The organism is Agromyces laixinhei (assembly GCF_006337065.1).
Classification (GTDB): Bacteria; Actinomycetota; Actinomycetes; order Actinomycetales; family Microbacteriaceae; genus Agromyces; species Agromyces laixinhei.
Genome location: NZ_CP040872.1, coordinates 78,819 through 102,680, shown reverse-complemented (window position 1 = coordinate 102,680; position 23,862 = coordinate 78,819). Strand labels below are relative to the sequence as shown.

At 69.1% G+C, this 23,862-nt stretch carries 22 protein-coding genes and 2 tRNA genes; 13 read left to right on the top strand and 11 right to left on the bottom strand.

The features are described from left to right. The first annotated feature begins 42 nt into the window (after nt 1–42). Both FHG54_RS00530 and FHG54_RS00525 read left to right on the top strand, forming a co-directional pair. Nucleotides 43–1,941, top strand: coding sequence for a dynamin family protein (locus FHG54_RS00530; protein ID WP_338025687.1), 1,899 nt, complete (start codon nt 43–45; stop codon nt 1,939–1,941). Next, nucleotides 1,938–3,500, top strand: coding sequence for a dynamin family protein (locus FHG54_RS00525; RefSeq protein ID WP_139415419.1), 1,563 nt, complete (start codon nt 1,938–1,940; stop codon nt 3,498–3,500). The genes FHG54_RS00530 and FHG54_RS00525 overlap by 4 nt, the downstream gene beginning before the upstream one ends. Here the strand turns inward: FHG54_RS00525 and FHG54_RS00520 are convergent. The 4 genes from FHG54_RS00520 to FHG54_RS16195 form a co-directional block, all read right to left on the bottom strand. After that, on the bottom strand, nt 3,390–3,965 hold the full coding sequence (locus tag FHG54_RS00520; protein ID WP_139415418.1) for a hypothetical protein: 576 nt from the start codon (nt 3,963–3,965) through the stop codon (nt 3,390–3,392). The two genes, FHG54_RS00525 and FHG54_RS00520, sit on opposite strands and share 111 nt — an antisense overlap. A 49-nt stretch (nt 3,966–4,014) precedes the next feature. Then, the gene (locus FHG54_RS00515; RefSeq protein WP_139415417.1) at nt 4,015–4,767 is read right to left on the bottom strand and encodes an IniB N-terminal domain-containing protein; all 753 of its coding nucleotides are present in this window, start codon (nt 4,765–4,767) and stop codon (nt 4,015–4,017) included. 120 nt (nt 4,768–4,887) lie between these two features. After that, nucleotides 4,888–7,491, bottom strand: coding sequence for a LuxR C-terminal-related transcriptional regulator (locus tag FHG54_RS00510; protein WP_139415416.1), 2,604 nt, complete (start codon nt 7,489–7,491; stop codon nt 4,888–4,890). Beyond that, the gene (locus tag FHG54_RS16195) at nt 7,488–9,428 is read right to left on the bottom strand and encodes an Hsp70 family protein (protein ID WP_168197044.1); all 1,941 of its coding nucleotides are present in this window, start codon (nt 9,426–9,428) and stop codon (nt 7,488–7,490) included. The genes FHG54_RS00510 and FHG54_RS16195 overlap by 4 nt, the downstream gene beginning before the upstream one ends. Before the next feature lie 226 nt (nt 9,429–9,654). Between FHG54_RS16195 and FHG54_RS00495 the strand changes: the two genes are divergently transcribed. Both FHG54_RS00495 and FHG54_RS00490 read left to right on the top strand, forming a co-directional pair. After that, nucleotides 9,655–9,743 (top strand) — tRNA-Ser (locus FHG54_RS00495). A gap of 3 nt (nt 9,744–9,746) precedes the next feature. Then, nucleotides 9,747–10,793 (top strand): nitronate monooxygenase, encoded by a 1,047-nt coding sequence (locus tag FHG54_RS00490; protein ID WP_233437818.1) that lies wholly within the window; start codon nt 9,747–9,749, stop codon nt 10,791–10,793. 61 nt (nt 10,794–10,854) lie between these two features. Here FHG54_RS00490 and FHG54_RS00485 read toward each other — a convergent pair whose 3' ends face one another. Continuing rightward, complete coding sequence (locus tag FHG54_RS00485; RefSeq protein WP_139415415.1) at nt 10,855–11,229, bottom strand: sigma-70 family RNA polymerase sigma factor family protein; 375 nt, start codon at nt 11,227–11,229, stop codon at nt 10,855–10,857. A 173-nt stretch (nt 11,230–11,402) separates the two neighbouring features. Between FHG54_RS00485 and FHG54_RS00480 the strand changes: the two genes are divergently transcribed. Then, the gene (locus FHG54_RS00480) at nt 11,403–11,843 is read left to right on the top strand and encodes a hypothetical protein (protein ID WP_139415414.1); all 441 of its coding nucleotides are present in this window, start codon (nt 11,403–11,405) and stop codon (nt 11,841–11,843) included. Between the two features lie 81 nt (nt 11,844–11,924). Here the strand turns inward: FHG54_RS00480 and ku are convergent, their stop codons facing one another. Further along, a complete protein-coding gene (gene ku, locus FHG54_RS00475; protein WP_139415413.1) occupies nt 11,925–12,881 on the bottom strand; it encodes a non-homologous end joining protein Ku in 957 nt (318 codons plus the stop codon). Between the two features lie 84 nt (nt 12,882–12,965). On the opposite strand from ku, the gene FHG54_RS00470 reads away from it, so the two are divergent. After that, nucleotides 12,966–15,449, top strand: a complete 2,484-nt coding sequence (locus tag FHG54_RS00470) for an ATP-dependent DNA ligase (protein ID WP_139415412.1) — start codon at nt 12,966–12,968, stop codon at nt 15,447–15,449. Between the two features lie 40 nt (nt 15,450–15,489). Here the strand turns inward: FHG54_RS00470 and FHG54_RS00465 are convergent, their stop codons facing one another. Together FHG54_RS00465 and FHG54_RS00460 are read right to left on the bottom strand one after the other, a co-directional pair. Further along, entirely contained in the window at nt 15,490–16,467 is a 978-nt protein-coding gene (locus FHG54_RS00465) for a DNA topoisomerase IB (RefSeq protein WP_139415411.1), read from the bottom strand. A 12-nt stretch (nt 16,468–16,479) separates the two neighbouring features. Then, nucleotides 16,480–16,746, bottom strand: coding sequence for a DUF7218 family protein (locus tag FHG54_RS00460; protein WP_139415410.1), 267 nt, complete (start codon nt 16,744–16,746; stop codon nt 16,480–16,482). A 154-nt stretch (nt 16,747–16,900) separates the two neighbouring features. Here FHG54_RS00460 and FHG54_RS00455 point away from each other — a divergent pair, with 154 nt between their 5' ends. The 6 genes from FHG54_RS00455 to FHG54_RS00430 all read left to right on the top strand — a co-directional run bounded on the left by FHG54_RS00455 (nt 16,901) and on the right by FHG54_RS00430 (nt 19,979). After that, nucleotides 16,901–17,299, top strand: a complete 399-nt coding sequence (locus FHG54_RS00455) for a DUF7882 family protein (protein ID WP_232331352.1) — start codon at nt 16,901–16,903, stop codon at nt 17,297–17,299. 69 nt (nt 17,300–17,368) lie between these two features. Continuing rightward, nucleotides 17,369–17,599, top strand: a complete 231-nt coding sequence (locus FHG54_RS00450) for a hypothetical protein (protein WP_139415409.1) — start codon at nt 17,369–17,371, stop codon at nt 17,597–17,599. A gap of 98 nt (nt 17,600–17,697) precedes the next feature. After that, nucleotides 17,698–18,078: an MmcQ/YjbR family DNA-binding protein gene (locus FHG54_RS00445; RefSeq protein WP_168197043.1), complete on the top strand. Its 381-nt coding sequence runs from the start codon at nt 17,698–17,700 to the stop codon at nt 18,076–18,078. A 100-nt stretch (nt 18,079–18,178) separates the two neighbouring features. Beyond that, nucleotides 18,179–18,251, top strand: a tRNA-Arg gene (locus tag FHG54_RS00440). A 95-nt stretch (nt 18,252–18,346) separates the two neighbouring features. Beyond that, nucleotides 18,347–19,723, top strand: a complete 1,377-nt coding sequence (locus FHG54_RS00435) for a DUF998 domain-containing protein (protein WP_139415407.1) — start codon at nt 18,347–18,349, stop codon at nt 19,721–19,723. After that, nucleotides 19,686–19,979 (top strand): GNAT family N-acetyltransferase, encoded by a 294-nt coding sequence (locus FHG54_RS00430; RefSeq protein ID WP_139415406.1) that lies wholly within the window; start codon nt 19,686–19,688, stop codon nt 19,977–19,979. Before FHG54_RS00435 ends, FHG54_RS00430 begins: the two co-directional genes overlap by 38 nt. Before the next feature lie 345 nt (nt 19,980–20,324). Here the strand turns inward: FHG54_RS00430 and FHG54_RS00425 are convergent, their stop codons facing one another. The 3 genes from FHG54_RS00425 to upp form a co-directional block, all read right to left on the bottom strand. Further along, nucleotides 20,325–20,768: a MarR family winged helix-turn-helix transcriptional regulator gene (locus tag FHG54_RS00425; RefSeq protein WP_139415405.1), complete on the bottom strand. Its 444-nt coding sequence runs from the start codon at nt 20,766–20,768 to the stop codon at nt 20,325–20,327. 473 nt (nt 20,769–21,241) lie between these two features. Beyond that, entirely contained in the window at nt 21,242–21,937 is a 696-nt protein-coding gene (locus tag FHG54_RS00420; protein WP_233437817.1) for a winged helix-turn-helix domain-containing protein, read from the bottom strand. Nucleotides 21,938–22,592: 655 nt separating this feature from the next. Further along, on the bottom strand, nt 22,593–23,228 hold the full coding sequence (gene upp, locus FHG54_RS00415; RefSeq protein ID WP_139415403.1) for a uracil phosphoribosyltransferase: 636 nt from the start codon (nt 23,226–23,228) through the stop codon (nt 22,593–22,595). A 72-nt stretch (nt 23,229–23,300) separates the two neighbouring features. On the opposite strand from upp, the gene FHG54_RS00410 reads away from it, so the two are divergent. Next, complete coding sequence (locus tag FHG54_RS00410; RefSeq protein WP_139418213.1) at nt 23,301–23,741, top strand: nucleoside deaminase; 441 nt, start codon at nt 23,301–23,303, stop codon at nt 23,739–23,741. Nucleotides 23,742–23,862 lie beyond the last annotated feature (121 nt).

Sequence of the window (23,862 nt, the reverse complement as noted above, 5' to 3'; positions counted from 1 at the left end):
GAGGAAGCCGTGCCGGAAGCCGTCAATGCCGAGGAGCCTGCAGTGGTCGAACGCGAGCATACTGCGATCCCCGAAGACCAGCAGGCGAACCGGCGCGACGCTCCAGATCCCGGAGCCGAGAAGTCGGCCATGATGGAGGTCGTGCGCGACGTGGGGCGACTCGCCGAGGCATCCGGCCGTGCCGATCTCGCCCGGCGCATGCAGCAGACGCAGGCTCGTCTCGTCGACCCCGACATCAGGGTCATCGTGGTCGGCGAATTCAAGCAGGGCAAGAGCAAGCTCATCAACGCGCTCGTCAATGCGCCGGCATGCGCCGTCGACGACGACATCGCGACGAGTGTGCCGACGGCGGTTGGGTACGCCGACGAACCCTCCGCGTGGGTGCTCGAGCAGCACCAGGACCCGGTCACGGGTGCGGCCACCGTCGAACGCAAGCAGATCGCACTCGAGGAGATCTCGGATTTCGTCTCCGAGCGGGGCAACCCGCGCAACGAGCGACGCATCGTGTCGGCCGAGGTGCTGCTGCCGCGCGAGATCCTCAGGGGCGGTCTGAAGCTCGTCGACTCGCCAGGTGTGGGCGGCATGGAGTCATCCAATGCGCTCGCGACGCTGTCGGCACTGTCGTCGGCGCACGCTGTGCTGTTGGTGTCGGATGCCTCGCAGGAGTACACCGAACCCGAGGTGCAGTTTCTCAAGCACGCGATGCGCATCTCGCCGAACGTCGCCGCCGTGCTCGCCAAGACCGATCTCTACCCGTCGTGGCGTGAGATCGAGCAGATCGACCGCGGGCACCTCCGCGACGCCGGCGATGTGCCGATGTTCTCCGTCTCCAGTGATCTGCGCCTGCTCGCGGCCGAGCTGCAAGACCGCGCCCTGAACGACGAGTCGGGGTTTCCGGCGCTCGTCACGCATCTGCGCCGCGAGGTGCTCGGTCGCGCCGAGGTGATCCACGAGCGCAGCGCCGTGCACGACCTCGTCTCGGTGGTCGAGCAGCTCACGATGTCGCTTCGCTCCGAGCTGAACGCGATCCTGCATCCCGAAGACACACCGCGCATGATCGCCCAGCTGGAGACGGCGAAGGTGCGTGCCGACGAGTTCCGGGGCCGGTCCGCGCGCTGGCAGGTGACGCTCACCGACGGTGTCGCCGACCTCATCGCCGATATGGAGCACGATCTGCGTGATCGGCTGCGCAAGGTGCAGCGCGAGGCCGAGGATGCGATCGAGCAGGGCGACCCCGGGCCGATCTGGGATCAGATCACCGAATGGCTCGACCAGCGAGTCGCCACTGCGGTCTCCGAGACGTTCGTGTGGACCGACGAACGCTCGCGATGGTTGTCGGAGGAGGTGGCCGAGCTGTTCAGTGAAGGGGAGGCCGCGCTCCCGGCGATCGACGTCGGTGACACCCAGGGAGTGCTCGATCCGGTCGAGGACATCTCCGTGCTCGACTCGGGTCGTCTCGGCGCAGGAGAGCGCATCTACATCGGCGTGCGCGGTTCTTACGGCGGCGTGCTCATGGTGGGCCTCGCCACCGGGCTGATCGGCATGACGCTGATCAATCCGCTGTCGCTGCTCGCCGGGGTGCTGGTCGGCCGGCGTGCCTACCGCGAAGACATGAGCGCGCGACTGGTCCGCAGGAAGCAGGAGGCCAAGGGTCATGTGCGCCGCTACATCGACGAGGTGACCTTCCAGGTCGGCAAGCAGCTCAAAGACCGGTTGCGCCTGGTGCAGCGTGCTGCCCGCGACCACTTCGGGACGATGGCCGAAGAGCTCCACCGCTCCCTGTCCGACGCGCTCGTCACGGCGAAGCAGACGGCGACCACGTATACGTCCAAGCGCGACCAGCGAGTGGCGCAGCTGCAGGCCCAGATCCGTCAGCTCGAGGCGCTTCGCGCCGAGATCCCAGAGCTTCCGCCCGCCCGCACCGAGGCGATTCAGCAGTGACGGCACAGGCGAGGGACGATGCAGAGGGCCTGCTGCGAACGGCACGCAGCGTCTACGCCGGTGATTCCGCGGCGCAGGTCTCGATCGCCGAACTCGAGCGGCGCCTGAACGAACCCCTGCGGCTCGCGGTCGCCGGCATGGTGAAGGCGGGCAAGTCGACGTTGCTGAACGCCCTGCTCGGCGAGCAGATCGCACCGACGGATGCCGGTGAGTGCACGCGGGTCGTCACCTGGTACCGCTACTCGGCCACTCCGACCATCACGCTGCACCCGAAGGAGGGTGAGCCCAAGCGGCTGCCGGTGCGACGAGATCAAGGACGCCTGGTGATGGACCTCGGTGACACACCCGCCGAGGAGGTGGGCTGGATCGACGTCGGGTGGCCGCTCGTCGGGCTGAAGTCGATGATCCTCATCGACACTCCGGGCATCGCCTCCCTCTCTGAAGACACCTCTGCGCGCGCGACACTGTTCCTCACTCCTGAGGAGGCGCCGTCGTCAGCAGATGCCGTCGTCTACCTCATGCGACACCTGCACGCATCGGACGTCAAGTTCCTCGAGGCCTTCCGCGACACCGCGGCCGGGGCGGCGCAGACCATCTGCGCGCTCGGCGTGCTCTCCCGTTCAGACGAGATCGGTTCCGGTCGCATCGGTTCGCTGCTGTCGGCGGGCAAGGTGGCGCGTCGCTACGAACTCGACGGAGACCTGGCCTCGCTGGTGCTCGGCGTCATCCCGGTCGCGGGGCTCCTGGCAGAGGGGGCTCGCACACTTCGCGAGAGCGAGTACACGGCCTTCCGCCAACTGGCCGAACTCGAACGCGCCGACCGTGAGCGCCTCCTCGTGTCGGCCGACCGATTCACGATGACGTCCGACGTGACCGAGCTCAGCGCGGCAGAGCGCCGGCATCTGCTCGGCCGGTTCGGACTGTTCGGGGTGCGACTGGCCACCGCACTGATCCGCGGCGGGGTCGAAAGCTCGTCCGACCTGTCGGAGCAGTTGGTGCAGCAGAGCGGACTGATCGAGCTCCAGCAGTTCGTGCGCGTGCAGTTCCGCACTCGTGCGTCGACGCTCAAGGTGCGCGGCGTGCTGCTCGGCCTCGACCAGCTCATCCGCGAGAAGCCGCGTGAGGGAACGGAGGAGATTCGCGGCGGCATCGAGCGCATCACCGCCGGCGCACACGCGCTGCGCGAGCTCTCGCTGCTGGCCAGTGCGCGATCCGAGGGGTTGCCGCTGACGGCGCAGGATGCCGAGGACGCCCAGACGATCATCGGCGCCAAGGGCACTCCGACTCACGTACGCCTCGGCATGGCGGAGAACGCAGCCGGCGACTCCCTCCGAGACCGTGTGGATGACCTCTTGGTGCACTGGCGCCGTCTGGCCGAGTCTCCGCTGACCGATCGCGCTGCGGTGGGTGCCTGCCGGGTGGTGATCCGGAGTCTGGAGGAGATCGCGTCAGAACTGCGGCCCGCGGCGGATGTCGTGCTGCCGGGCGGTCCAGGCGATGGCGCCGGGGAGCACGCTCGCGAGCAACGCGATCAGCACGAGCCCGCATTGGGCGGCTAGCAGGAGCCGCAACGGCTCGCCGCGTTCACCGATCGCCACCAGGTCCATCGCCAGCAGCAGCAGGAGGATCTGCACCACCAACGTCGAGAGCTGCCACCAGCGAATCTTGGGGCGCCTGCTCATGAACGAGACGAGCAGCGTGATCTGGGCCAGGAGCACCGTCACCATCACGCCGAAGACGATCCAGAACACGATGTCGGCGGCGGTCTCGTACGTCTGCTCGGCGCGCGCATCGCCGACTCCGCGAACGACGTCGGCGATCAGGGGAAGCTGGGTCTTCCGGATGACGAAGAAGTACACCACCGCGAACCCGCCCACGGCGAAACTGAGGATCCAGAAGAACTGGCTCGCCCGCACGGAGAACGGCGGGGTGAGCTTGACGAGCACCGGGGCCGCGTTGGGATTGACGACGGACGGGCGTTCCGGCGCGTCTCGCTTGCGGCCCGTGGTGATGGCCTCATTCATCGCCGGCGCGCCGGCTTGTGGATTCGTCTGCTCCGTCACGTATCGCAGGTCACGGCTCCTCGGTCAGATCTTCGGCGTACGGCTCGGGCTCCGGCGCTGTGAGGGGCTCGTCGGCGCTGTACGACTCCGTCTCGGTGAGGTCCGCCATCAAGGGCTCGGTCGCCTCGACGGTCGCGTCGACGGCCTGCTCGACAGGTGCGGCCGCGACATCCGTGACCGGGGTCTCGGTCACCGTGTCGACCGGGGCGTCCGCGCCTGCGTCGGGTGCGGGCGTGGTCGCGTCGTCGACCGGCGTCTCGCCCGTCGTGTTGTGCGAGCCGCTGGTGTTGCCCACCGCGATGTCGCCCGTCGTGATCGTGGAGTCGGAGGCGTCGACCGAAGCATCGTTGCCTGCCGCGACGGCGTTGTCGCCGGATGCCACGACGGCCTCCTGATCGAAGATCTGCGTCACATCGCCGCCGGCCCAGATGTTCTGGTTCGTCGACTGGTCGATGATCGTCGCTCGGTTGTCGATCGTGGTGGTGAACTGGTTGATGATGCGGGAGATCTCGTTGACGACCTCGTTCGGTTCGTTCGGTTCGACGGGCCGCGCCGGCACCATCGCCTTCGCGACCACCGTCGGGTCGTCGATGACCACCGGTGCGACCGCCTTCACGTCTGCGGCGCAGGCGTTCTGCAGGCCGTTCTCGGCGATGACCTTCTCTGGTGTCGCGTTGAACTGCTCGGCCGCCTCGGGGTCGCGGAGAAGACTCAGGATGAATGCGATCAACGCGTCGGCGATGGTCGTTACCGGTGTGTTCATGTCGACTCCTCAGCGGTCGATAGGCGAGATTCACGCAAGTACGAAGCTGGTCTGTTCCCAACGTATGCCGGTCGTGCCCGGCGTGGCATCGGGGCTATCCCCGAACGTCGCGCGGGGGCCCTAGGGGGGTGCGTCCGTGTTCCCGCCCCCGGCCGCCGACACGCCTTCTGCAGTGCCCGATTCCTCGATCAGCACTCGCAGTTTGGCGATCACCTCGGAACGCGACGACGCGCCGAGACGGCGACGGATGTGAGCGATATGGTGCTCGGCAGTGCGGGGCGAGATGAAGATGGTCTCGCCGATCTCGGCGTAGGTCTTGCCCTGCAGCACGAGTCTGGCGACCTCGAGTTCGCGATCGCTCAGCACTTCGGTGCCAGGAGCAGACTGCGCCGGGGCCGGTGACGCCTCGGTTGCGGATGCCGCGGGCCGGCGTGCGGCCTCGTTGGGGTGCAGGTCGCGCGCACACGACAACAGACGGGCGGCGACCTTTCGGTCGGTGGTGCGTGCGGCGCCGTGCCCGGCCAGGCGTGCCGCGTCCCAGGCGAGTCCTGCCGAGGCGAGACCCCGGGCGGAACTCTCGACGGCGTCGGCGTTCACCGTGCCGGCGAGCACCGACGTCCACACCCTGCCGGCCTTCGCCATGACTGCGGCGATGCGGCTCGTCGGGGCCGCTGCCACCAGTGCGTGCGCGTGCGGGGTGAGATCGTCGGGCCGATTCAGCAGGATGCCCTGCTGGATGCCCGCCCAACGCAGTTGGGCCGACCACAGCGCGGGTGCTCCGAGCCCTTCGACGATCTCGAAGCCGCGGGCCACGTGCGACTCGACGTGCTCGGAGTCGCCCACCTTCGCCGCCGAGCAGACGAGTTCGACCAGCGGAAGCAACAGGTAGAGGTCGATCTCGGTGCGAAGGATGCTCGGTCGGGCCTGACGCCAAGCGGCCTCGAGGCCGGCTGCATCCTCGTACCGGCGTGCGATCGCAACCTGCACCGCATGGGCGAGCAATGCGTCACGTGGCGACAGGGCCGGTGCACAATCGAGCGCCCGCGCGAGCGACTCGCGCGCCTCGGCGGGCCAGGCTCGCTGCACCGCGACCCACGCACGCCAGAGCAGCAGTCGCTGCCGCGCCCATTCGCCGCCCTGCCTGCCGGCGATCGCGTCGTCGATCACGGAGTGCGCGGTCGCAAGGTCGCCGAGGTTCATCGCGACCGTCGCCGCGATGACGGCCGGCAACTCGGGGATCGCCGCGGAGGTGCGGGAGGACGTGTACATCTCCGACGCGCGCACCAGATCGACGAGCAACGCCGGTGCGGCCTCACGGGCGACCGAGGCGGCGAGACCGCGACCGAGCAACTGCATCGAAACGCCCAGTGCCGTCGGCGTGCCGGTGCTGCCGGCGGCGGCGAACTCGTGGGCGATCTCGGTCGCCTCGTCGAACTCGCCCACGCCGTACTCGGCGATCATCGCCCGCACTCTCGAATCGGGGTCGCCGGGCCGCGTCGCGCGGTACACGGCCGACGCCTGTTCCATCATGCCGCGGCCGGCCCAGGTCGCAGCTGCGACATCCGCCAGCCGGTCGCGGTCGGTGCTGCGGGCCGGTGCCGCATCGATGAGCGCGCCGGCGGCATCGAGATCGTTCGCCGCCCACGCCGCCTGCGCGCGACGCGCAGCGATACTCGCCGGGTCGACACCGGAGTCGAGTGCCGCGCCATAGAGCTCGAGCGCCCGGCGCGGGTGGTCCTCCAGCATTCCATCGCCGTGCTGCACGAGCGCAGCGCCGACCTGCGGATCGCCGATGAGGCCCGCCCAATCGTCGTTTCCGGAGTCATCCGACCCTGCGGAGCGCGCGATGACCTCCGCCAGGCTGCTGCTCACATCGATGATGCGCCGTGCGGGGATCGTCGCCCTGATGGTGGCACGCACGAGCGGCACCGGCTGGCCGTTGCGCGTCAACAGGCCCTCGGCGTATCCCTTCATGATGCTCTCATCGCTGTGCTCGGGGGTTCCGACGATCGGTCGCGAGCGCCCGCCGACGATGGCGAGCACCTCGATCGTTCGGCGCAGGTCGGAGTCGACGGTGTCGAGCCGGTGTGCGATCCGCTCCTCGAGGATGCGGGCGAGTTCGCGGTGCTCCTCGTCGTCGACGCAGTCGCGCTCGTCGTGCGCGGCCAGCGCCTCGGTCACGAGCCATGACACGCCGCCGGTGGCCAGGAGGATGTGATCGAGGCAACGATTCGAGAGCCGTTCGTCGCGGGTCTCGAGAAAGGTGAGCACGTCGGACCGCGAGACATGGCCGAGGACGATCGCCGGTCGCGTCTGCTCGAGTCGTCGCGAGATCGCGGTCAGGGCGTCGGACGCCGGCCACGGGCGGCTCGCCACCACGAGCGCGGCAGCGGGATCGTTCGAGCGAATTCGCACGCCTTCGAGCTGCGCGGCGCTCATCAGGTGCAGATCATCGACCAGGAGCACATGCGACCCGGGGACGCGCGTGACGTCCAGGTCGGTGCCGGCGAGCAGGCTCGCATCACGATCATCTGCCGCGAGCTTGCGATGCAGATGACGCAGCACGGTCGACTTGCCGGAACCGGCGTTGCCCACGACGATCGCGCGGGGGAACTCGGCCCACGGTGCGACGATCGCATCTACCGCCGGGCGCACCTGACGCTCCCCGACGAAGGGAGGCTCGGTCTCGGAGAGCACGGTGCTCGACACGTGTAGGGAGGTCATTGGCGTGGGCCGCTCCTCGGCGCCTGATCAGGCGGTCTCGGTGGTCGTTGCGGGTGCGGACGCGGGTGTCTCCGTGGAGGGTGCGGGTGGCTCGGGCTCGGGTGCGGGTGTTTCGGTCGTGGGGGCTGGGGCGGCGGTTCGGGTGCGGGAGTTTCGGTGGTGGGGGCTGGGGCGGGCGGTTCGGGTGCGGGAGTTTCGGTGGTGGGGGCTGGGGTGGGCGGCTCCGTCGCGGGCGGAGTCGTGGGTTCGGGAGGAAGGACCGTGTCTTCGGGGGGCAGCGGCGTGTTGTCGGCCTGACCCGACGGCGGCGTTGCGGCCGGCGGCGCGTTGCGCGGCCCCGCCGCGCGCGGAGCCGGTGAGCGCTCATCGCTCGGGCTGGGTCGTGCACTCGGCGGCTTGGCGTCGCCGGAGTCATCGGCCCGCCTGAACACGCCCGGATCGACGACTGGCGAGACCACGGGGTACACCTGCGCGAACGGAACGAACGCCTTCGCCGCGGGGCCGGCGGGCAGTGACGCCACCGTCGGGTCGGACGCGTTGTCGCCGTCGGAGGATGCGGCAGTGTCGTAGTCGTACATCCGCGTGCCCGCGGCCATCGTGCCGCCGAAGATGATGGCCCCTGAGATCAGCGCGACGGCGCCCGCCAGCAGCCACGGCGATCCGCGGCGCGCTCGGGTCGACACGGGGCCGTTCGGCGCGGGGCGGGCGAGAGCGAAGGCCCCGGTGATGCGCGCGAGCACGAGCCCGCGCCCCTCCGCCACCTCTGCCTCGGTCTCCACGTCGGCATCGTCGGCTGCGACCTCGAACGCCACCGGCACGAGTGCTGCGGCGGCGGCGTTGCGTTGGGCCTGCTGGCCGAGCACGGTACGCGCCGCACCCAGGGCGATGGAGGCCTTGGGGTCTGCATCGACGGCCAGCGGTCGGTCGAACCGCTCCGACAGGCGCTGGGCGACGAGTGGAATCCGCGACGAACCCCCGATGAGGAGGATCGCTTCGAGCTGATCGGCGGTCAGGTCGGCGGAGTCGATCGCGGTCTCGAGCACGCCCAGCGTCGTGTCGAGCGCCCCGTCGATCATGTGCTCGAACTCCGAGCGGGTCAGGCGCACGGTCGAGCGGCTCTGCGGCATCAGCACCGGGATCGTGGCATCCGAATCGAACGAGAGCGCCTCTTTCGCGTCGATCGACTCCCGGCGCAGCCTGGAGAGGGCCATGCGGGTATCGGGGTCATCGACGGACAGGGCGGAGACGTCCAGACCGGAGACCGAGATGACGTGCCGGAAGACGTCGTCGTCGAAGTTCGCGCCGCCCAGGTCGTCGAGACCTGCGGGGTCGCCGACGAGCGTGAACTCCGAGTCCGCGCCTTTGCGCAGCACCACGGAGTCGAACGTGCCTCCGCCCAGGTCGTACACCGCGATCGACTGCCCGGGCTCGAGCGGCCGCGTCGCCTCGTACTGTCGTGCAGCCGCCTCGGGCTCGGTGATCATGGACACGTCGTCGACGCCGAGACGGGCGAGTGCCGCTCGGATCAGGCCGAGGCGGTGCGCCCCCCAGGCCGTCGGATGCGTGAGCGAGATCGATTCGGGCCGCGAGCCCATGCGTTCCGTGACGGCGGCGACGACCGACGCGAAGGTCTCTGCATACAGCAGCTCGGGCGCCAGGGAGCGCCCGCCCACCACGAGCGGAATGTCATCGCCGATGCTGCGCTTGAACTCGCGCACGAGGCGCTCGGGTTGGGCGACACCTCGCCGTTCGGCGGCATCGCCGAACAGCAGATCGCCGTCGTCCGACACGAAGACGACGGTCGCGACGCAGTCGCCGTTGCGCCCCAGCGCGAAGGGCGTGGCGCTGAAGCTTCCGTCTCGCTCGACCCTGGCAGTCGCCGCTGCCACGCGGCTCGTGCCGATGTCGACCGCGAGAACGTACGAAGTGTCCCCCATGGTCCCCAAACCACGTTTCCATCTCGGTATGAATGGCATTCACCACAAGTGTGAACAGCGCCAACTCTAAGACGATGCGGGTGGGTCCGCGAGAGACGGCGAGCATCTCAAGTACCCCCAGTTCGGGCGACACCGGGGTGTTCGTCGGGCGGTGGATTCTCGGAATCGTCGTTCAGACGGTCGCCGGGTTATGATGGCTGTCGCGTGTGCGCACGAGCACATGCGAGGAGACGTCGCATAGTCCGGCCGAGTGCACCACCCTGCTAAGGTGGAGTCCCCGTAAGGGGACCAGGGGTTCAAATCCCCTCGTCTCCGCTCTTGGGGGTTCAGATTTCACGATCACCGATCACGGAGATCGGTGTCGCAGCGCCGATTCTGGCGGCACCGATGGCGGGCGGGCCGTCGACGCCTGAGCTCGTCGAAGCGGCAGGCCGAGCGGGTGGTCTCGGCTTCGTCGCCGCCGGGTACAAGACCGCCGACGCGCTCGCCGAGCAGGTCGCCGCGGCAAGAGCCACGGGTGTCGCCTTCGGCGTGAACCTGTTCGCCCCGAACCCGATACCGATCACGCCGAACGAATATCGGGCCTACGCCCGGTTGCTCCAGCCGGAGGCTGACCGCTACGACCTCGACCTCAGCGCGATCGAACTGCGCGAAGACGATGACCTGTGGAACGAGAAGGTCTCCCTCCTGCTGACCGAGCCGGTTCCCGTCGTCAGCTTCACCTTCGGGATCCCGTCGAGCCGAGAGGTTGCCGCTTTCCGGAGGGCGGGCACCATCGCCGTTCAGACGGTGACGTCTGCTGCGGAAGCCCGGCTGGCCGCGGAGGCCGGGGTCGACGTGCTCGTGGTGCAGGCGACGGCCGCCGGCGGGCACTCCGGAACGCTGACGCCGTTGCAGATGCCGGCAGCGATTCCGCTCACCGAGCTCGTTGCCCGAGTCGCCGCCGTGGCGTCGATCCCCGTCATCGGTGCGGGCGGCATCGCATCGAGCGCCGACGTTGCCGCCGCGTTGCATGCGGGGGCCACGGCCGTCTCTGTCGGCACGCTTCTGCTTCGTGCTGACGAGAGCGGAGCATCCGAGACGCACAGGACTGCTCTCGCGAACCCCGCGTTCGATTCGACGGTCGTGACCCGTGCCTTCACCGGTCGCCCGGCCCGAGCCCTCCGAAACTCCTTCACCGACCGTTTCGGAGAGTCCGCGCCTGCCGGGTACCCGGCGCTGCACCACCTGACCGGCCCGTTGCGCAAGGCCGCTGTGGCAGCCGGCGACCCGCAGGGCGCCCACCTCTGGGCCGGCACCGGGTACCGATCGGCAACGGCAGAACCCCTCGCCGACATCCTGGGCCGTCTCAGTTCCGCCCTGTGACGCGGCTGGACGCTGTTCTGAATCCGGTCCTCGACGCTGATCGACCTCGGGGCGGCCCCCGTCACACCTCGTTCCAGTGCCGCAGCTGCACGGGTTGCAAGCGGATCCACACCACGCTGATGAGCCCTCCGGTGAAGTCGACGGTCATCGCGGCGACGGCTTCATCGCCGCGGTTGAGCATGAGCCCGGCCTGCGCGTTGACGGCACGCTCTTCGATGACGACGCCCGATCTGGCCGCCATTCCGTGCATGAGCAGTGCGACCGCTTCGTAGGCGCCTCTCACGACTCTGATCGCAGGATGTTGCCGGTCTCCGCTGTCGACGACGACCGCGACCTCGGGGTCAAGCAGCGCCGAAAGCCGTTCGGCGTCACCGCTCTCGGCCGCGTCGCGGAACTCGTGCACCGCCCGGTGGTGCGTCGGGCGTTTCAGCCACATGATCTCTTCCCCTCGTCTGGAGGACGCCGATCTCGGGTCCTGCACATACGACGGCTGAAGCGGCTGATTTGTGACATCGGCCGGTCGTGGTCTGATCCCGATCAGAGGTTTCGGCGGTGCGCTTGCGCCCCGCGAGTAGACTCTTCTGGTCACACGATCAGGGGGCATTGCACATGCGACGAATCATCACTTCAACGGCGCTCGTCTTCGCGGGCGCGCTGCTTCTCTCGGGCTGCGCCACAAGCGGCGGCACCGAGGCGAGCCCATCGGCCGACTCCTGCGAGGTCGTTCGCGTCGAGGCGCGCGACATCTCGAACGGGGCGCAGAACGCGATCCTGGCCGTTTCGGACCCGGCAGAACTCGCGTCCTCCCTCGACGCGCTCTCCGAGCGTGTCGATGCCCTCGGTGAGGAGGCCGCCGACGACTCGGCCGTCGCAGACGCGCTCGATGCCCTCGACGAGAAGATCGACGCCGCGAGCGACTGGGCCGAGACGGTGCCCACCGAGGCCGAGGTCGAGGCCGGCGCCGAGGTCGACGCCGACGCGCAGACAGCACAGGCCGAGGGCATCCAGGCCGCGGCGATCAAGGTCACCGAGGTGTGCGCCGCGGAGTAGCGATCGCCGATCGCTCGGCGCTCGGCGGTCAGCCGCGAAGGCGTCGAGTCCGACCGCGCGGGTCGAGCGCGCGGCATCCGTTCACTCGGACGCCGCGCGCTTTCGCGTGCCGGCGGCCTTCTTCGGCGAATCCGATGACTTCGAGGTCGACTTCTTCTTCGTTCCCTTCGAGCTCGTGCCCTTCGAACTCGTGCCCTTCGAACTCGTGCCCTTCGAACCCGCGCCAGAGCTCGTGCCCGTGGCGCCGCCCGCCTCGCGCTTCGCGGCGACCGACTGACGCAGCGCCTCCATGAGGTCGATGACCTCGCCGCCGGCTTCCTCCTCGGGCTCTTCGCCGAAGGTCGCGGCGGTGTCGATGCCCTCGCCCTGCTCGAGCTTGGCCGAGATGAGGGTGCGCAGCTCCTGCTGGTACTCATCGACGTACTGCTCGGGGTCGAAGTCGGAGACGAGGCTCTCGACGAGCTGTTTCGAGAGGTCGAGCTCTTTCGCCGAGATCTTCACCGGCTCGTCGAGCGAGGCGAACTCGGCGGCACGCACCTCGTCGCTCCAGAGCAGGGTCTGCACCATGAGCACGTCGCCGTGCACCCGCAACGCCGCGAGGCGTGTCTTCTGCCGCAGCGCCATCTGCACGATCGCGGTGCGGTCGGTGGACTCGAGGGTCTCACGCAGCAGCACGTACGCCTTCGACGACGCCGAGTCGGGCTCGAGGTAGTAGCTGCGATCGAACATGATCGGGTCGAGCTGCTCGCTCGGCACGAACTCGACGACCTCGATCTCGCGGCTGCGCTCGGCGGGCAGCGCCTTGAGGTCGGCGTCGGTGATGACGACGGTCTGCTCGCCGTCGTCGTAGGCCTTGTCGATGTTCTTGTAGTCGACGACCTTGCCGCAGACCTCGCACTTGCGCTGGTACCTGATGCGCCCCCCGTCTTCGTCGTGCACCTGATGCAGTGACACGTCGTGGTCTTCGGTGGCGCTGTACAGCTTGACGGGCACATTGACCAGGCCGAATGTGACCGCGCCCTTCCAGACGGCTCGCATGCCTCCAGTACACACCAGGGGCATACGTGCGCGATACCCCTCGAGGTTCTCGTGATCCGGTGCCGACACCGGCATGATGGGGGGATGGCCGACGGCACGCGCCAACTCGTCGAGGTCGACGGCCGCCGCCTGCGGCTGACGAACCTCGACAAGGTCATGTATCCCGAGACGGGCATGACGAAGGGCGAGGTGATCTCCTATTACGCGGAGATCGCCGCTGCCATGGTGCCCCTCGTCGCCGGGCGTCCGGTCACCCGCAAACGCTGGGTGCACGGTGTCGGCACAGCGGATGCCCCTGAGCAGCCGTTCTTCGAGAAGAACCTCGCCGACCACGCGCCCGAGTGGGTGCGCCGCGGCATCCAGCATCACTCCGACGGTGACAAGGCGTATCCGATCGCCGGCGACCGGGCGACGCTCGTCTGGCTCGCGCAGCAGGCGGCACTCGAGCTGCACGTGCCGCAGTGGCGCTTCGATGCCGCCGGGGAGCCGGCGAATCCCGATCGCATGGTCTTCGATCTCGACCCCGGTGACGGCATGGGGCTCGCAGAGTGCGCCGAGGTCGCGCGACTCGTGCGCGACCTCATCGCCGGTATGGGCCTCGAGGCGGTGCCCGTGACGAGCGGCAGCAAGGGCATTCACCTGTACGCGGCGCTCGACGGATCGCAGAGTTCGGACCAGGTCTCAGCTGTGGCGCACGAGCTCGCGCGGGCGCTCGAGGCCGATCACCCCGAGCTCGTCGTCTCGAGCATGCGCAAGACCCTGAGAACGGGCCGGGTGCTCATCGACTGGAGCCAGAACAACGGAAAGAAGACGACGATCGCGCCATACTCGCTGCGCGGGCGACCGCGCCCGACGGTCGCGGCGCCGCGTACCTGGGAGGAACTCGACGACGCAGGGCTCCGTCAGCTCGAGGCATCCGAAGTGCTCGAACGGGTCGCGGCGTCGGATGACCCGATGCGTGCGATCACCGAGCGTTCGCACGGCGGACCGCTCACGCAGTACCTGTCGATGCGAAGCGCCACGGCCACGCCAGAACCCATGCCGGAGTCGGCGTGGGGTGAGGCGAGCCCGGGCGAGCCGCGCTTCGTGATCCAGGAGCACCGCGCGAGGCGCCTGCACTTCGACCTGCGCCTCGAGCGCGACGGGGTGCTGAAGAGTTGGGCCGTGCCGAAGGGCGTGCCGGAGAGCTCGGGCACGAACCACCTGGCAGTGCAGACCGAGGACCACCCGATGGAGTACGCCGCGTTCGAGGGCACTATCCCGAAGGGAGAGTACGGCGCCGGCGCGATGACGATCTGGGATGCGGGCACCTACGCGGCCGAGAAGTGGCGCGACGACGAGATCATCATCGACATCGACGGACGACCGGGCGGGCCGCTCGGCGGCCAGGTGCGACTCGCGCTGATCCGCACCGACGGGCAGGGCGAGAAGAGCTCGTGGCTGCTGCATCGCATGAAGGACCAGACCGTGCGCCACGAGGAACCGCCGCAGGCGGCGGCAGCGCAGGCAGCAGCGCCGGTGCCGGCAGCAGCGCCGGTGCCGCGAGCGGACGGCGTCGTCGGCCAGATCACGCAGCGTCCCATGCTCGCCACCGCGTCGACCCTCGGCATGCTCGCGGGCGAGGACTGGGCGATCGAGTGGAAGTGGGACGGCATCCGGGTGCTCGCCCGCGTCGAGGCCGGGGGAGTGCGACTGCTCAGCCGCAACGGGGTCGACATCACCGCGCGCTACCCTGAGCTCGCCGCGCTGCCGGCAGTCGTTCGCGGCGAAGCACTCCTCGACGGCGAGATCGTCGCGCTCGATGCCGACGGTCGCCCCGATTTCGGTCGCCTGCAGCATCGGATGAATCTCACGAAGCCGCGCGAGGTCGAGCGCGTCGCGGCATCCGTGCCCGTGCGGCTGCTGCTCTTCGACGTGCTCGAGGTCGACGGCCGACCCGTCGTCGACGAGCCCTACCGCGAGCGACGCGCGCGGCTCGCCGGTCTCGTGCGGGTTCGGCGCGGCGTGCCGGTCGAGGTGCCTGCGCCGACGAGCGGCAGCCCGGCCGAAGCGCTCGAGGAGAGCCGCCGGCTCGGACTCGAGGGTCTCGTCGCGAAACGACCCGACTCCCGGTACCGGCCGGGTGCCCGAAGCAACGACTGGCTGAAACTCAAGCTCACCCGCACGCAGGAGGTCGTGATCGGCGGCTACCGACGCGGCATCGGCACGCGCACGGGGCGCATCCGTTCGCTGCTCGTCGGGATCCCGAGCGACGCCGACCGCGAGCGTGCGGGCTCCGGGCGCACCAGCACCGAGGGTCTGAGGCTCGAGTACGCCGGCCGTGTCGGTTCCGGCCTCGGCGAGCGCGAGCTCGAGCGGCTGCTCACCACGCTGCGCCCTCTCGAGCAGCCTGAGTCGCCCTTCGTGCAGGTTCCCGCGGCCGACATGAACGATGCGGTGTGGGTGCGCCCCGCCCTCGTCGGCGAGATCGAGCTCGGCGACTGGACGAGCACCGGGGTGGCGCGGCATCCGCGCTGGCGAGGCCTTCGACCCGACGAGTCGCCCGCCGACGTCGTTCGCGAGACCTGAGCGGTCGAGCGGATGCCGCGGCTCGCCCACGGCGTCGGGGTCATGATTCGTCGACGCGCCCGAGCAGCTCGATCAACCTCCGCTCGCGATCGGCACCGGATGCCACGACGACGCCTTCCTCGTACGCGGCGAGCACTCGCGGGTCGACGTAACTGCCCCGAGCGATGGCCGGTGTGTTGCCGAGCGCGGCCGCGGCCGCCTCGATCGCCCCGCGAACGGTCGCCTTGCGCGCGCGCTCGGTGCTCGAGGGGCCGGCACCCGCCAGGTGGTCGGCGGCGGCGATCGTGCCGCGCAGCGTGCGGAAGTCCTTCGCGGTGAAGTCGCCGCCGGTGCGATCGCGGATGTCGTCATTGACGTCGACCGGAGCTGCGGCCCGTGTCGACCGTCCTGCCGGCCACGCGTAGAGACGGCTGGCGGGCGATCGTTCGCCGGCACGCCCGATGAACGCGGCGAGCGCGGCATCCGTCACACACAGTTTCTGTGTGACTCCGCCCTTCGCACGGAACCGGAACCGCACGGTCTCGTCGTCGACGAGCCGGGCGTTGCGCACCAGGAGGGTCGTCAGGCCGCGGCTGCGGAAGCCGGCGAGCGATTCCTCCGAGCCGATTCGGATGCCTCCGAGGTCGAGCGTGCGGAAGGCGGCCGCGAGCACCAGCTCACGAGGGGACCCGTCGAGCGCGAGATCGCGGGCGACACTCCGGCGGGCGGTGGGAAGCGCCTCCGCCAGCGCGGTCATGCGCTGGAACTTCTCGGCGTCCTGCCGTTCGCGCCACGCCGGGTGGTACAGGTATTGCCGGCGGCCTGCGGCGTCCACCCCGACGGCGAGGATGTGCGCGTTCGGGGCGTCGGCGATCCAGACGTCCCGCCACGCGGGCGGAATCGCGAGATCGGTGATGCGCGCCCGCTCTGCGCGCCCCGCTGCACCGCCCGAGCTGTGCACGTAGCCGAACCCCCGGCCACGCGCGATTCGCGCGAACCCGGGGGAGACGTACGGCTCGACCCGTCGGAGCCGCGGCATGGGCGAAGACCGTCAGTGGTTGCGGAGGGCTGAGATGAGGTCGGCCTTGCGCTTGCCGCTGTAGCCGCTGAGTCCCAGCTCCTTCGCTCGTTTGCGCAGTGCGTCGACCGTCCAGTCCTCGTAGTCTCCGCTCTGACCGCCCTTGCGGCCGATGGCACTCCGGCCCTGCTTGGCAGCGGCATTCGAGATGCGTGCGGCCTTCTCCTTCGACGCTCCGTCATCCCGGAGCTCCTCGTAGAGCTCCGGGTCCTTCAGCGAGTCGTTCCTGCGCCCTGGCATGGCTGCTCCTTCCGCCCAGTCGTCGACGATTCACGCTACGCCTGATGCCGCCGGCGGGGCAGGGGATTGACATCCACGCCGATGCTCGCGGCGACCTCGGAACGAGTGGCGCTCGGCGCTCCTGTCCCGCCGGTTCGCGCCGTATGCTGTGGGTGTGGGAACCCTCTACTACGGCGACTCCGGCACTCCGATCGGCATCGAAGACCGCGCACTCGCTCATCTGAAGATCGCCATCACGACGAAGCTTCGGCGCGGTGAGTCGTTCACGCTGTCGTGGCAGCACACCGACGACCAGGCACGCGGCCGGAGTACCCTCTGGCTGCACCCGAGCATCCCGCTGCGATTCGTCTTCGATGCGCCCGTCGCGCCCGAGCTCAGCCGCCAGTGGATCGAAGACCTGATGCGCTCCGCGAACTCCACTGGAGGCATCCGGCTGATTCCAGAACAACTCGACACCGCTGCCATTCCCACGATTCCGGCGCAGCCGGTGCAGGTCGGCGTCGATGTGCAGGAGGTCGAGCCCGCAGAGGAGCACGTGCCGGTTCAGCCGTAGCGATCGAGCTGGTGCGCGACCATGACACCCGGGAGCACGAGAAACGGGGCAGACATGTCGGAGCGTCCGATGAACGATGACGGCCGAGGCGATCGTGCCGGCGGCCCAACGGCGTCGGTGGAGCATTGGTGGCCGCGGCTGTCGATCGGGGCCAAGCATCGCGTGCTGGCCGACATGAGTGCGCCGATCGACGCCGAGACCGCGCACGAGATCGAGGAGCTCTGCGGCGAGCCGGCGCCCGTGCGGCTGACGCCGGCCGATGAGGCCTTCGTGCGCACGCAGATCGAATCGGTCGACTGAGTCAGAGCGCTCGCAGCGGGCAGCGGGCAGCGGATGCCGCGGCTCGCCCGATGTCGGCGGTGCGGCGTACCGTATGAGACGTGGAGCATCCCCGAGTCGTGGATCCGCAGCATCCGCTCGTCGAGCGCGTGCGCGCCGTGTGCCTTGCGCTGCCCGAGGCTGTCGAGGTCGAGGCGTGGGGTCGCCCGACGTTCCGGGCGGCGAAGCCGATCTTCGTGCACGTGAGCGCCTCCATGGAGCGCCCGCTCTCGATCGTGGTGAAGACCGACCCCGACGAGCATTTGGCGCTCGTGCAAGACGCGCGGTTCTTCGGCCCCCCCTACTACGACCGCGACCACTGGGTGGGGGTCGATCTCGATCAACCCGACACCGATTGGGCGCTGCTCGCCGAGCTCATCGAGACCTCGTACCGACAGGTCGCGAACCGCCGGCAACTCACAGCGCTCGACGCGTTGCGACCCGCACACGCCGAAGACTGAGCTGCAGCCGCGCGTGCCGTGTTCGATTCGCGCGATCTGAGCACGTGCGTTAGAGTTACGTGGTTGCCTGATCGCGAAGTAAGCGCTGGCGACATCCAACGCGCCCGTAGCTCAACGGATAGAGCATCTGACTACGGATCAGAAGGTTGGGGGTTCGAATCCCTCCGGGCGCACACTGGTTGAGACAGTAGGAGAACGGCTCGCGAAAGCGGGCCGTTTTCGTTTAAACTCGCCTTCACATCTGATTCCCGGGATCGAGAGTTCGGATATGAGGCGTGCGTTCGCCGGGGGCGGCCCGGTCTCGTTCAATCGCGGCCTCGTCGCGCCACCGGGCGCGGTGGTGCGTGCCGCCGCGCGGCTCGGAAGTCTGCGCCTGCCGCCACTGGCAGCTCACTTGCGCCGGCTGTTCGCCCTCCTCATCGCGGTGGGGGTCTCGATCGTGCTCTATCGCGCACTCGACCCTCGATTCTCGCCCGTGAGCGGTCAGCATGGCATCGACGTGTTCTGGATGGTGCCCGCGCTCGCCGGTGGCGCCGCGGTCGGGGCGTGCCTCGTCGTGACGTCGGCCTCGAGTCGCGGGATCGCCGGACTCGCCAAGCTCGGGCTGCCGGGGGTGCCGGTCGAGTCGCGCGCGATCGCCAACGGCCTCACGTGGGCAGCGATTGCAATGCTCGCCGTGCACTTCACATCCAGCGCCTTCGACGTGCTCCCTGGCGGGCACCATGCGGCCGGCACCATGCTCGGCGTCGGGTTCGGCGTCGGCGCGTTTCGCCTGCACCATCACGCGATCGAGCATGAGGCCTACCGCACGTTCAACCTCGTCGCGATGCTGCTCGCGGTCGGAAGCCTCGCGAGCATGTCCATCACCCCGACGGGGGAGTGGTGGACCCGCAACTTCAGCACACTCGGCACCTCGAACGACCTCGCCGCGGTATGTTTCAACGTCGCACTCATCGTGTCAGGGCTCGGCATGGCGGTGCTCTCTTCACTGCTCACGCGCGGGCTCGCGCATGGCCCGTTCGCGCTCCGGCACGGGGCGCGAACCGTCATGCGCCTGCTTGTCGTGTTCGTCGGGGTGGGCCTTGCTGGCGTCGGCTTCGTTCCGATCGATACCGACACCGAACTGCACAACGCCTTCGCGCTCGCCGTGGCGGCGGCCTTCGCCGCGCTGTGCCTCGGAGTGCGGTTCTTCGCACCGGGAATCCCACGAGCGTTCGCCCGGTTCTCGTACCTTTCACTCGCGGTCGAGGCGATGGCGATGGTCGCGTACGACCGCCTCGGCCTCTTCAGCCTCACGGTGTTCGAGATCGTCGCATTCACGCTCGTCTTCGCGTGGCTCATCGCGCTCGTCGTCGCGACCGTCGACGGCCACGGCGACACCCGAGCGGATGCCGCGGCGCACCCACGACGCATCCGTCGGCCGCTGCCGGCTCTGGCGCCGTCGCGCCGCAGGTTTGCGGATCGATGGCTGTGCTCGGGCCGACGAAGGTATCGCGCCGTGCTGGTCGCACGTGCGGCAACCGCGGCGGCTCCGCGCGGAGCCGCGCGGCGACGGCGTCTGCGCCGATCTCGGGGAGCTTCCCGGGGCGGCCCGGTAGAGTCGCGCCATGGCTACCGACATCGTCGAAATCGTCCGCAACGATGACCGCCACCGCTACGAACTCTCGTTCGGCGGCGAACCCGCGGGGTTCGCACAGTACCGGCTGAGAGACGGTGCGATCGTCTTCCACCACACGGTGGTGCTGCCCGAGTTCGAGGGCCGGGGGCTCGGCAGCAAACTCGCCCGCTTCGTGCTCGACGATGCCGTCGCACGCGGCGAGCGCATCGTGCCGGAGTGCCCGTTCATCGCGGCCTACCTCCGCAGGCACGAGGGGTACGAGGCATCCGTCGACTGGCCCTGACCACCCCGGCTGCACGGCGCCCGGCTCGCAGTCTCGCGCCTGGAGCTTCACACGTTCCGCACCCCCACGATGGGGGAATATCCCCGGATCAAGCTGACGGCTACGATTCCAGCAGACCCGAGTCGGACCCGAACCGACCGCTCGCCATGTCCCGGCGAGTCGCGCGACGGAGCACAGCCGTTCGCCCGGGGGAAGGCTCGTCGGGCTCAGTTCGGGTCGCTCGGCGAGACGGGTCTCCACTGGAGGCCGCGGTGGGGCGGGAGGTAGGGTTCCCGCCCCACCGTCACGTCCGCCGGCGGGGATGCCGGCACGGCTGCTGTGCCATGACCTGCGGCCGCGCGCCGATCACACCCGTTCGAGTTCGAGACGCAGCCGGTTGCAGAGCTCGGCGAGCGTGTGGAGTTCGTCCTCAGAGAGGGTGTCGCCGAACTGGCGGTTGATCGCCTCCATATGGATGATCGCGATGCGGCGGAAGAGGGCGAAGCCCTCGTCGGTGATCGCGACGATCGTGCCCCGCCCGTCGTTCAGGTCGGGCAGCTTTTCGATCAGGCCGCGAGCCGTGAGGCGGTCGACAAGTCGGCTCACGCTCGGCTGCGTGATGAGCACGTGCTGGTTCAATTCCTTGAGGCGCAAGCGTCGCTGCGGCGCGCGTGCGATGTTGAAGAGCACGTCGTACTCGTTCAGCGAGATGACGTCGCTCGGGAACTCGGCCGCGAGCGCGCGCATGATCGTGACTTGCGCACGGAACAGCGACTCCCATGCGGCGACAGTGATCGCGCGGTCTGCCATGCGGGTCCCTTCCGGTTGTGGGCTGATCCCACAATGCTGATCCCACAATAGAGAACCGCGGCCGGAATCGGTTGAGGGCCGGTCGTAGAGGCTGACGGTGCTGGGTGTTGTGCCTCGTCTGTTGCCGTCTGGAATCGGTTGAGGGCCGGTCGTAGAGGCTGACGACCGGCCCTCGCCCTTGCACCAAGAGTGTCCTGCAATCACATTCCGCACCGGCTGCCACAGCAAACAACCGGTGCACAACGAATATATAACGGATCGGTAACAGGCGCTAGTTATCGTTCCGTTATTTTCAAGATTCGTCAGCGGCGCGGGTCACGAGCATCGGCGTGACGCGCGTCGGAGGACGCGAATGACGTCGGAGGCAACCTGCCCGTTGCCTCCGACACGACGTGCGTCCTCTGACACGACTTCCGTAGCCCCGACGCGAGTCACGTGCTCGACATGCAGCCGCCGAGTACCGGCACGTAACCTCAGTACAGGTCGGGCGACGGCGTCGATGCCTGGCGGATCGAGACATCCGCATGCCGATCGAAGCGGTAGCCCACGCCGCGAACGGTGCGCACGATGTCCTGGTAGTGCGCGAGCTTCGAGCGCAGACGGCGAACGTGCACGTCGATCGTGCGTTCGCTGGGCGCCTCGTCGTCGGCGTCCCAGAGGTTCTCGATGAGTTCGTGGCGGTCGATCGTGCGGCCCTCGCGCAGCACGAGGTACTGCAGCAGTTCGAACTCCTTGTAGGTGAGGCCGGCGGCTTCGCCGTCGAGCAGCACGCGCTTGCGCGAGATGTCGATGATCACGCCGTTGGGGTGGCGGTCGGCGTCGTCGCGCACGCCGTGGCCCTCGCGCTGCTTCGCGAGCGCCGACGGGTCCTGCAGGGCGAGGCGCACGACGTCGACGTCGCGGCCGCCGGCTCCCTCGGGGGCCAGGGCGACCGCGGCGTAGGTCTCGGCCGAGGGGGAGACCTCGGAAGTGAGCGCGCGCAGTGCTTCGACGATGCGGTGGAGCGAGGTGCCGTCGGCGAGGGCCTTGGCCTCGTCGATGCCGACATAGAGCACGAAGCCGCGGGCCTCGGTGCCCTCGGGCACGGCGCGGACTCGCGGCGCAGCGGGCGCGGCGGCAGGTGCGGCCTCAGCGGCGACTGACCGGACGGCGCCGTCGAGTTCGGTCACGGAGGCCGGAACCGACCGGAGCGGAGCAGCGGGGGACGCCAGAGGCGCGGAAAGGGACGGTGCGGTGCGGGCCTGAACGGTGCGGGCAGGAGCTGTGCGATCAGGAGCAGTGCGAACGGAAGCAGTGCGAGCGGGAGCGGGAGCGAAAGCGAGAGACATGACGAGGATCCTTGCGTGAAGGGTGCAGCGACGGGCCCCGAGAGTCAGGGTCCGAGCGAATGGCCGAACGGCCGGGCGAACCCCCGGTTGCGGTGGGTTCAGAGGAGTCGGTGCCGATCTGGATGCGGATCGGCGGCGGAACTCGGCGGTGGGGTCGCGGTCAGCGGCACATTCGACAACACATGGGGGCACGCGCCGGCATCATCATGCCGGCCGTCCTGAGAGCGCCGGGGGCGGTCAGGTTGCGTGCGTTGTCTGTCATGAGCAGAGTCAAACCGATCGCTGAGCATGTGTCAATTCGTGACCATCGCATGACGGGGTGTGACATCGCACGCGGTGCGTGATGCCGTGAGGCATCCGGCAGGATCGCTCAGCACGGCGGAACGTTCGCAAGACTCTGCGATAGAAGACGAAAAGAAGAAATCTTCCGCGCTTCACCCACGTCAGGGCGTGTCGAAGCTCGAAGATCCTTCGGCAGCGGATGCCGCGGAGACCCTTACACCGTGCCGTACAGCCGATCGCCGGCGTCGCCGAGGCCTGGCACGATGTAGCCCACCTCGTTCAGTCGCTCGTCGACGGCGCCGAGCACGATGGAGACCTCGCCCCGGCCCTCGAGTGCCTTCTCGACCGCCGCGAGCCCCTCGGGCGCCGCGAGGATGCAGATCGCCGTGACATCCGTCGCCCCGCGCTTCAAGAGGAACTCGACCGCGGCGATGAGCGAGCCGCCGGTGGCGAGCATCGGGTCGAGCACGAAGCATTGGCGGTCGCTGAGGTCGTCGGGCAGGCGCTCGGCATAGGTGGTGGGCTCGAGCGTCTCTTCGTTGCGAGCCATGCCGAGGAAGCCGACCTCTGCCGTCGGCACGAGCTTCGTCATGCCCTCGAGCATGCCGAGCCCCGCGCGCAGGATCGGAACGATGAGCGGCCGCGGGTCGGCGATGCGCACCCCGGTCGTCGGGGCGACGGGCGTCATGATCTCGACGGGCTCGACCCGCACCCCGCGAGTGCCCTCGTACGCGAGCAGCGTCATGAGCTCTTCGACGAGCGAACGGAAGACCGGAGACGGGGTGTTCACGTTGCGGAGCACTGTCAGCTTGTGCGTGATGAGCGGGTGGTCGGCAACGTGGACTCGCATAGGCTCGAGTCTAGTTCGGAGGGTCGTCGCACGGAGGGGGAGATCGTGGAGCTGCCGCAGCACCGCGAGTGGATGCGACTCGCGCTCGCCGAGGCCGCCCAAGCGCCCGCCACGCGGGATGTGCCCGTCGGCGCGATCGTCGTCGACGACTCAGGCGAGGTGATCGCGGCCCGCCGGAACGAGCGTGAGCTGCTCGGCGATCCGACGGCCCACGCCGAGCTCCTGGCGCTTCGCACGGCCGCCGAGGTCACGGGCGACTGGCGTCTCACCGGGTCCACGCTCGTCGTCACGCTCGAGCCCTGCGTCATGTGCGCCGGCGCGATCCTCGCGGCGCGCATCCCGACCGTCGTGTTCGGCGCGTGGGACGAGCGGGCGGGCGCCGCCGGCTCCCTCTACGACGTACTTCGCGATCGGCGGCTGAATCACCGGGTCGAGGTGTTCGCGGGCGTCGAAGCGGATGCCGCGGCGAAGCTGCTGCTCGACTTCTTCGAGGATCCGCTGCGCCGGCCATGAGCGCGCCGCCTCTGAAGACCTCGGCCCAGAGTGACGCCGCGACATCCGTCGATGGAACGTCGACCGTGACGACCTCGAACCCGTGCGCTTCGAGTGTGGGGCCCAGATTGCCGAGGCCGAT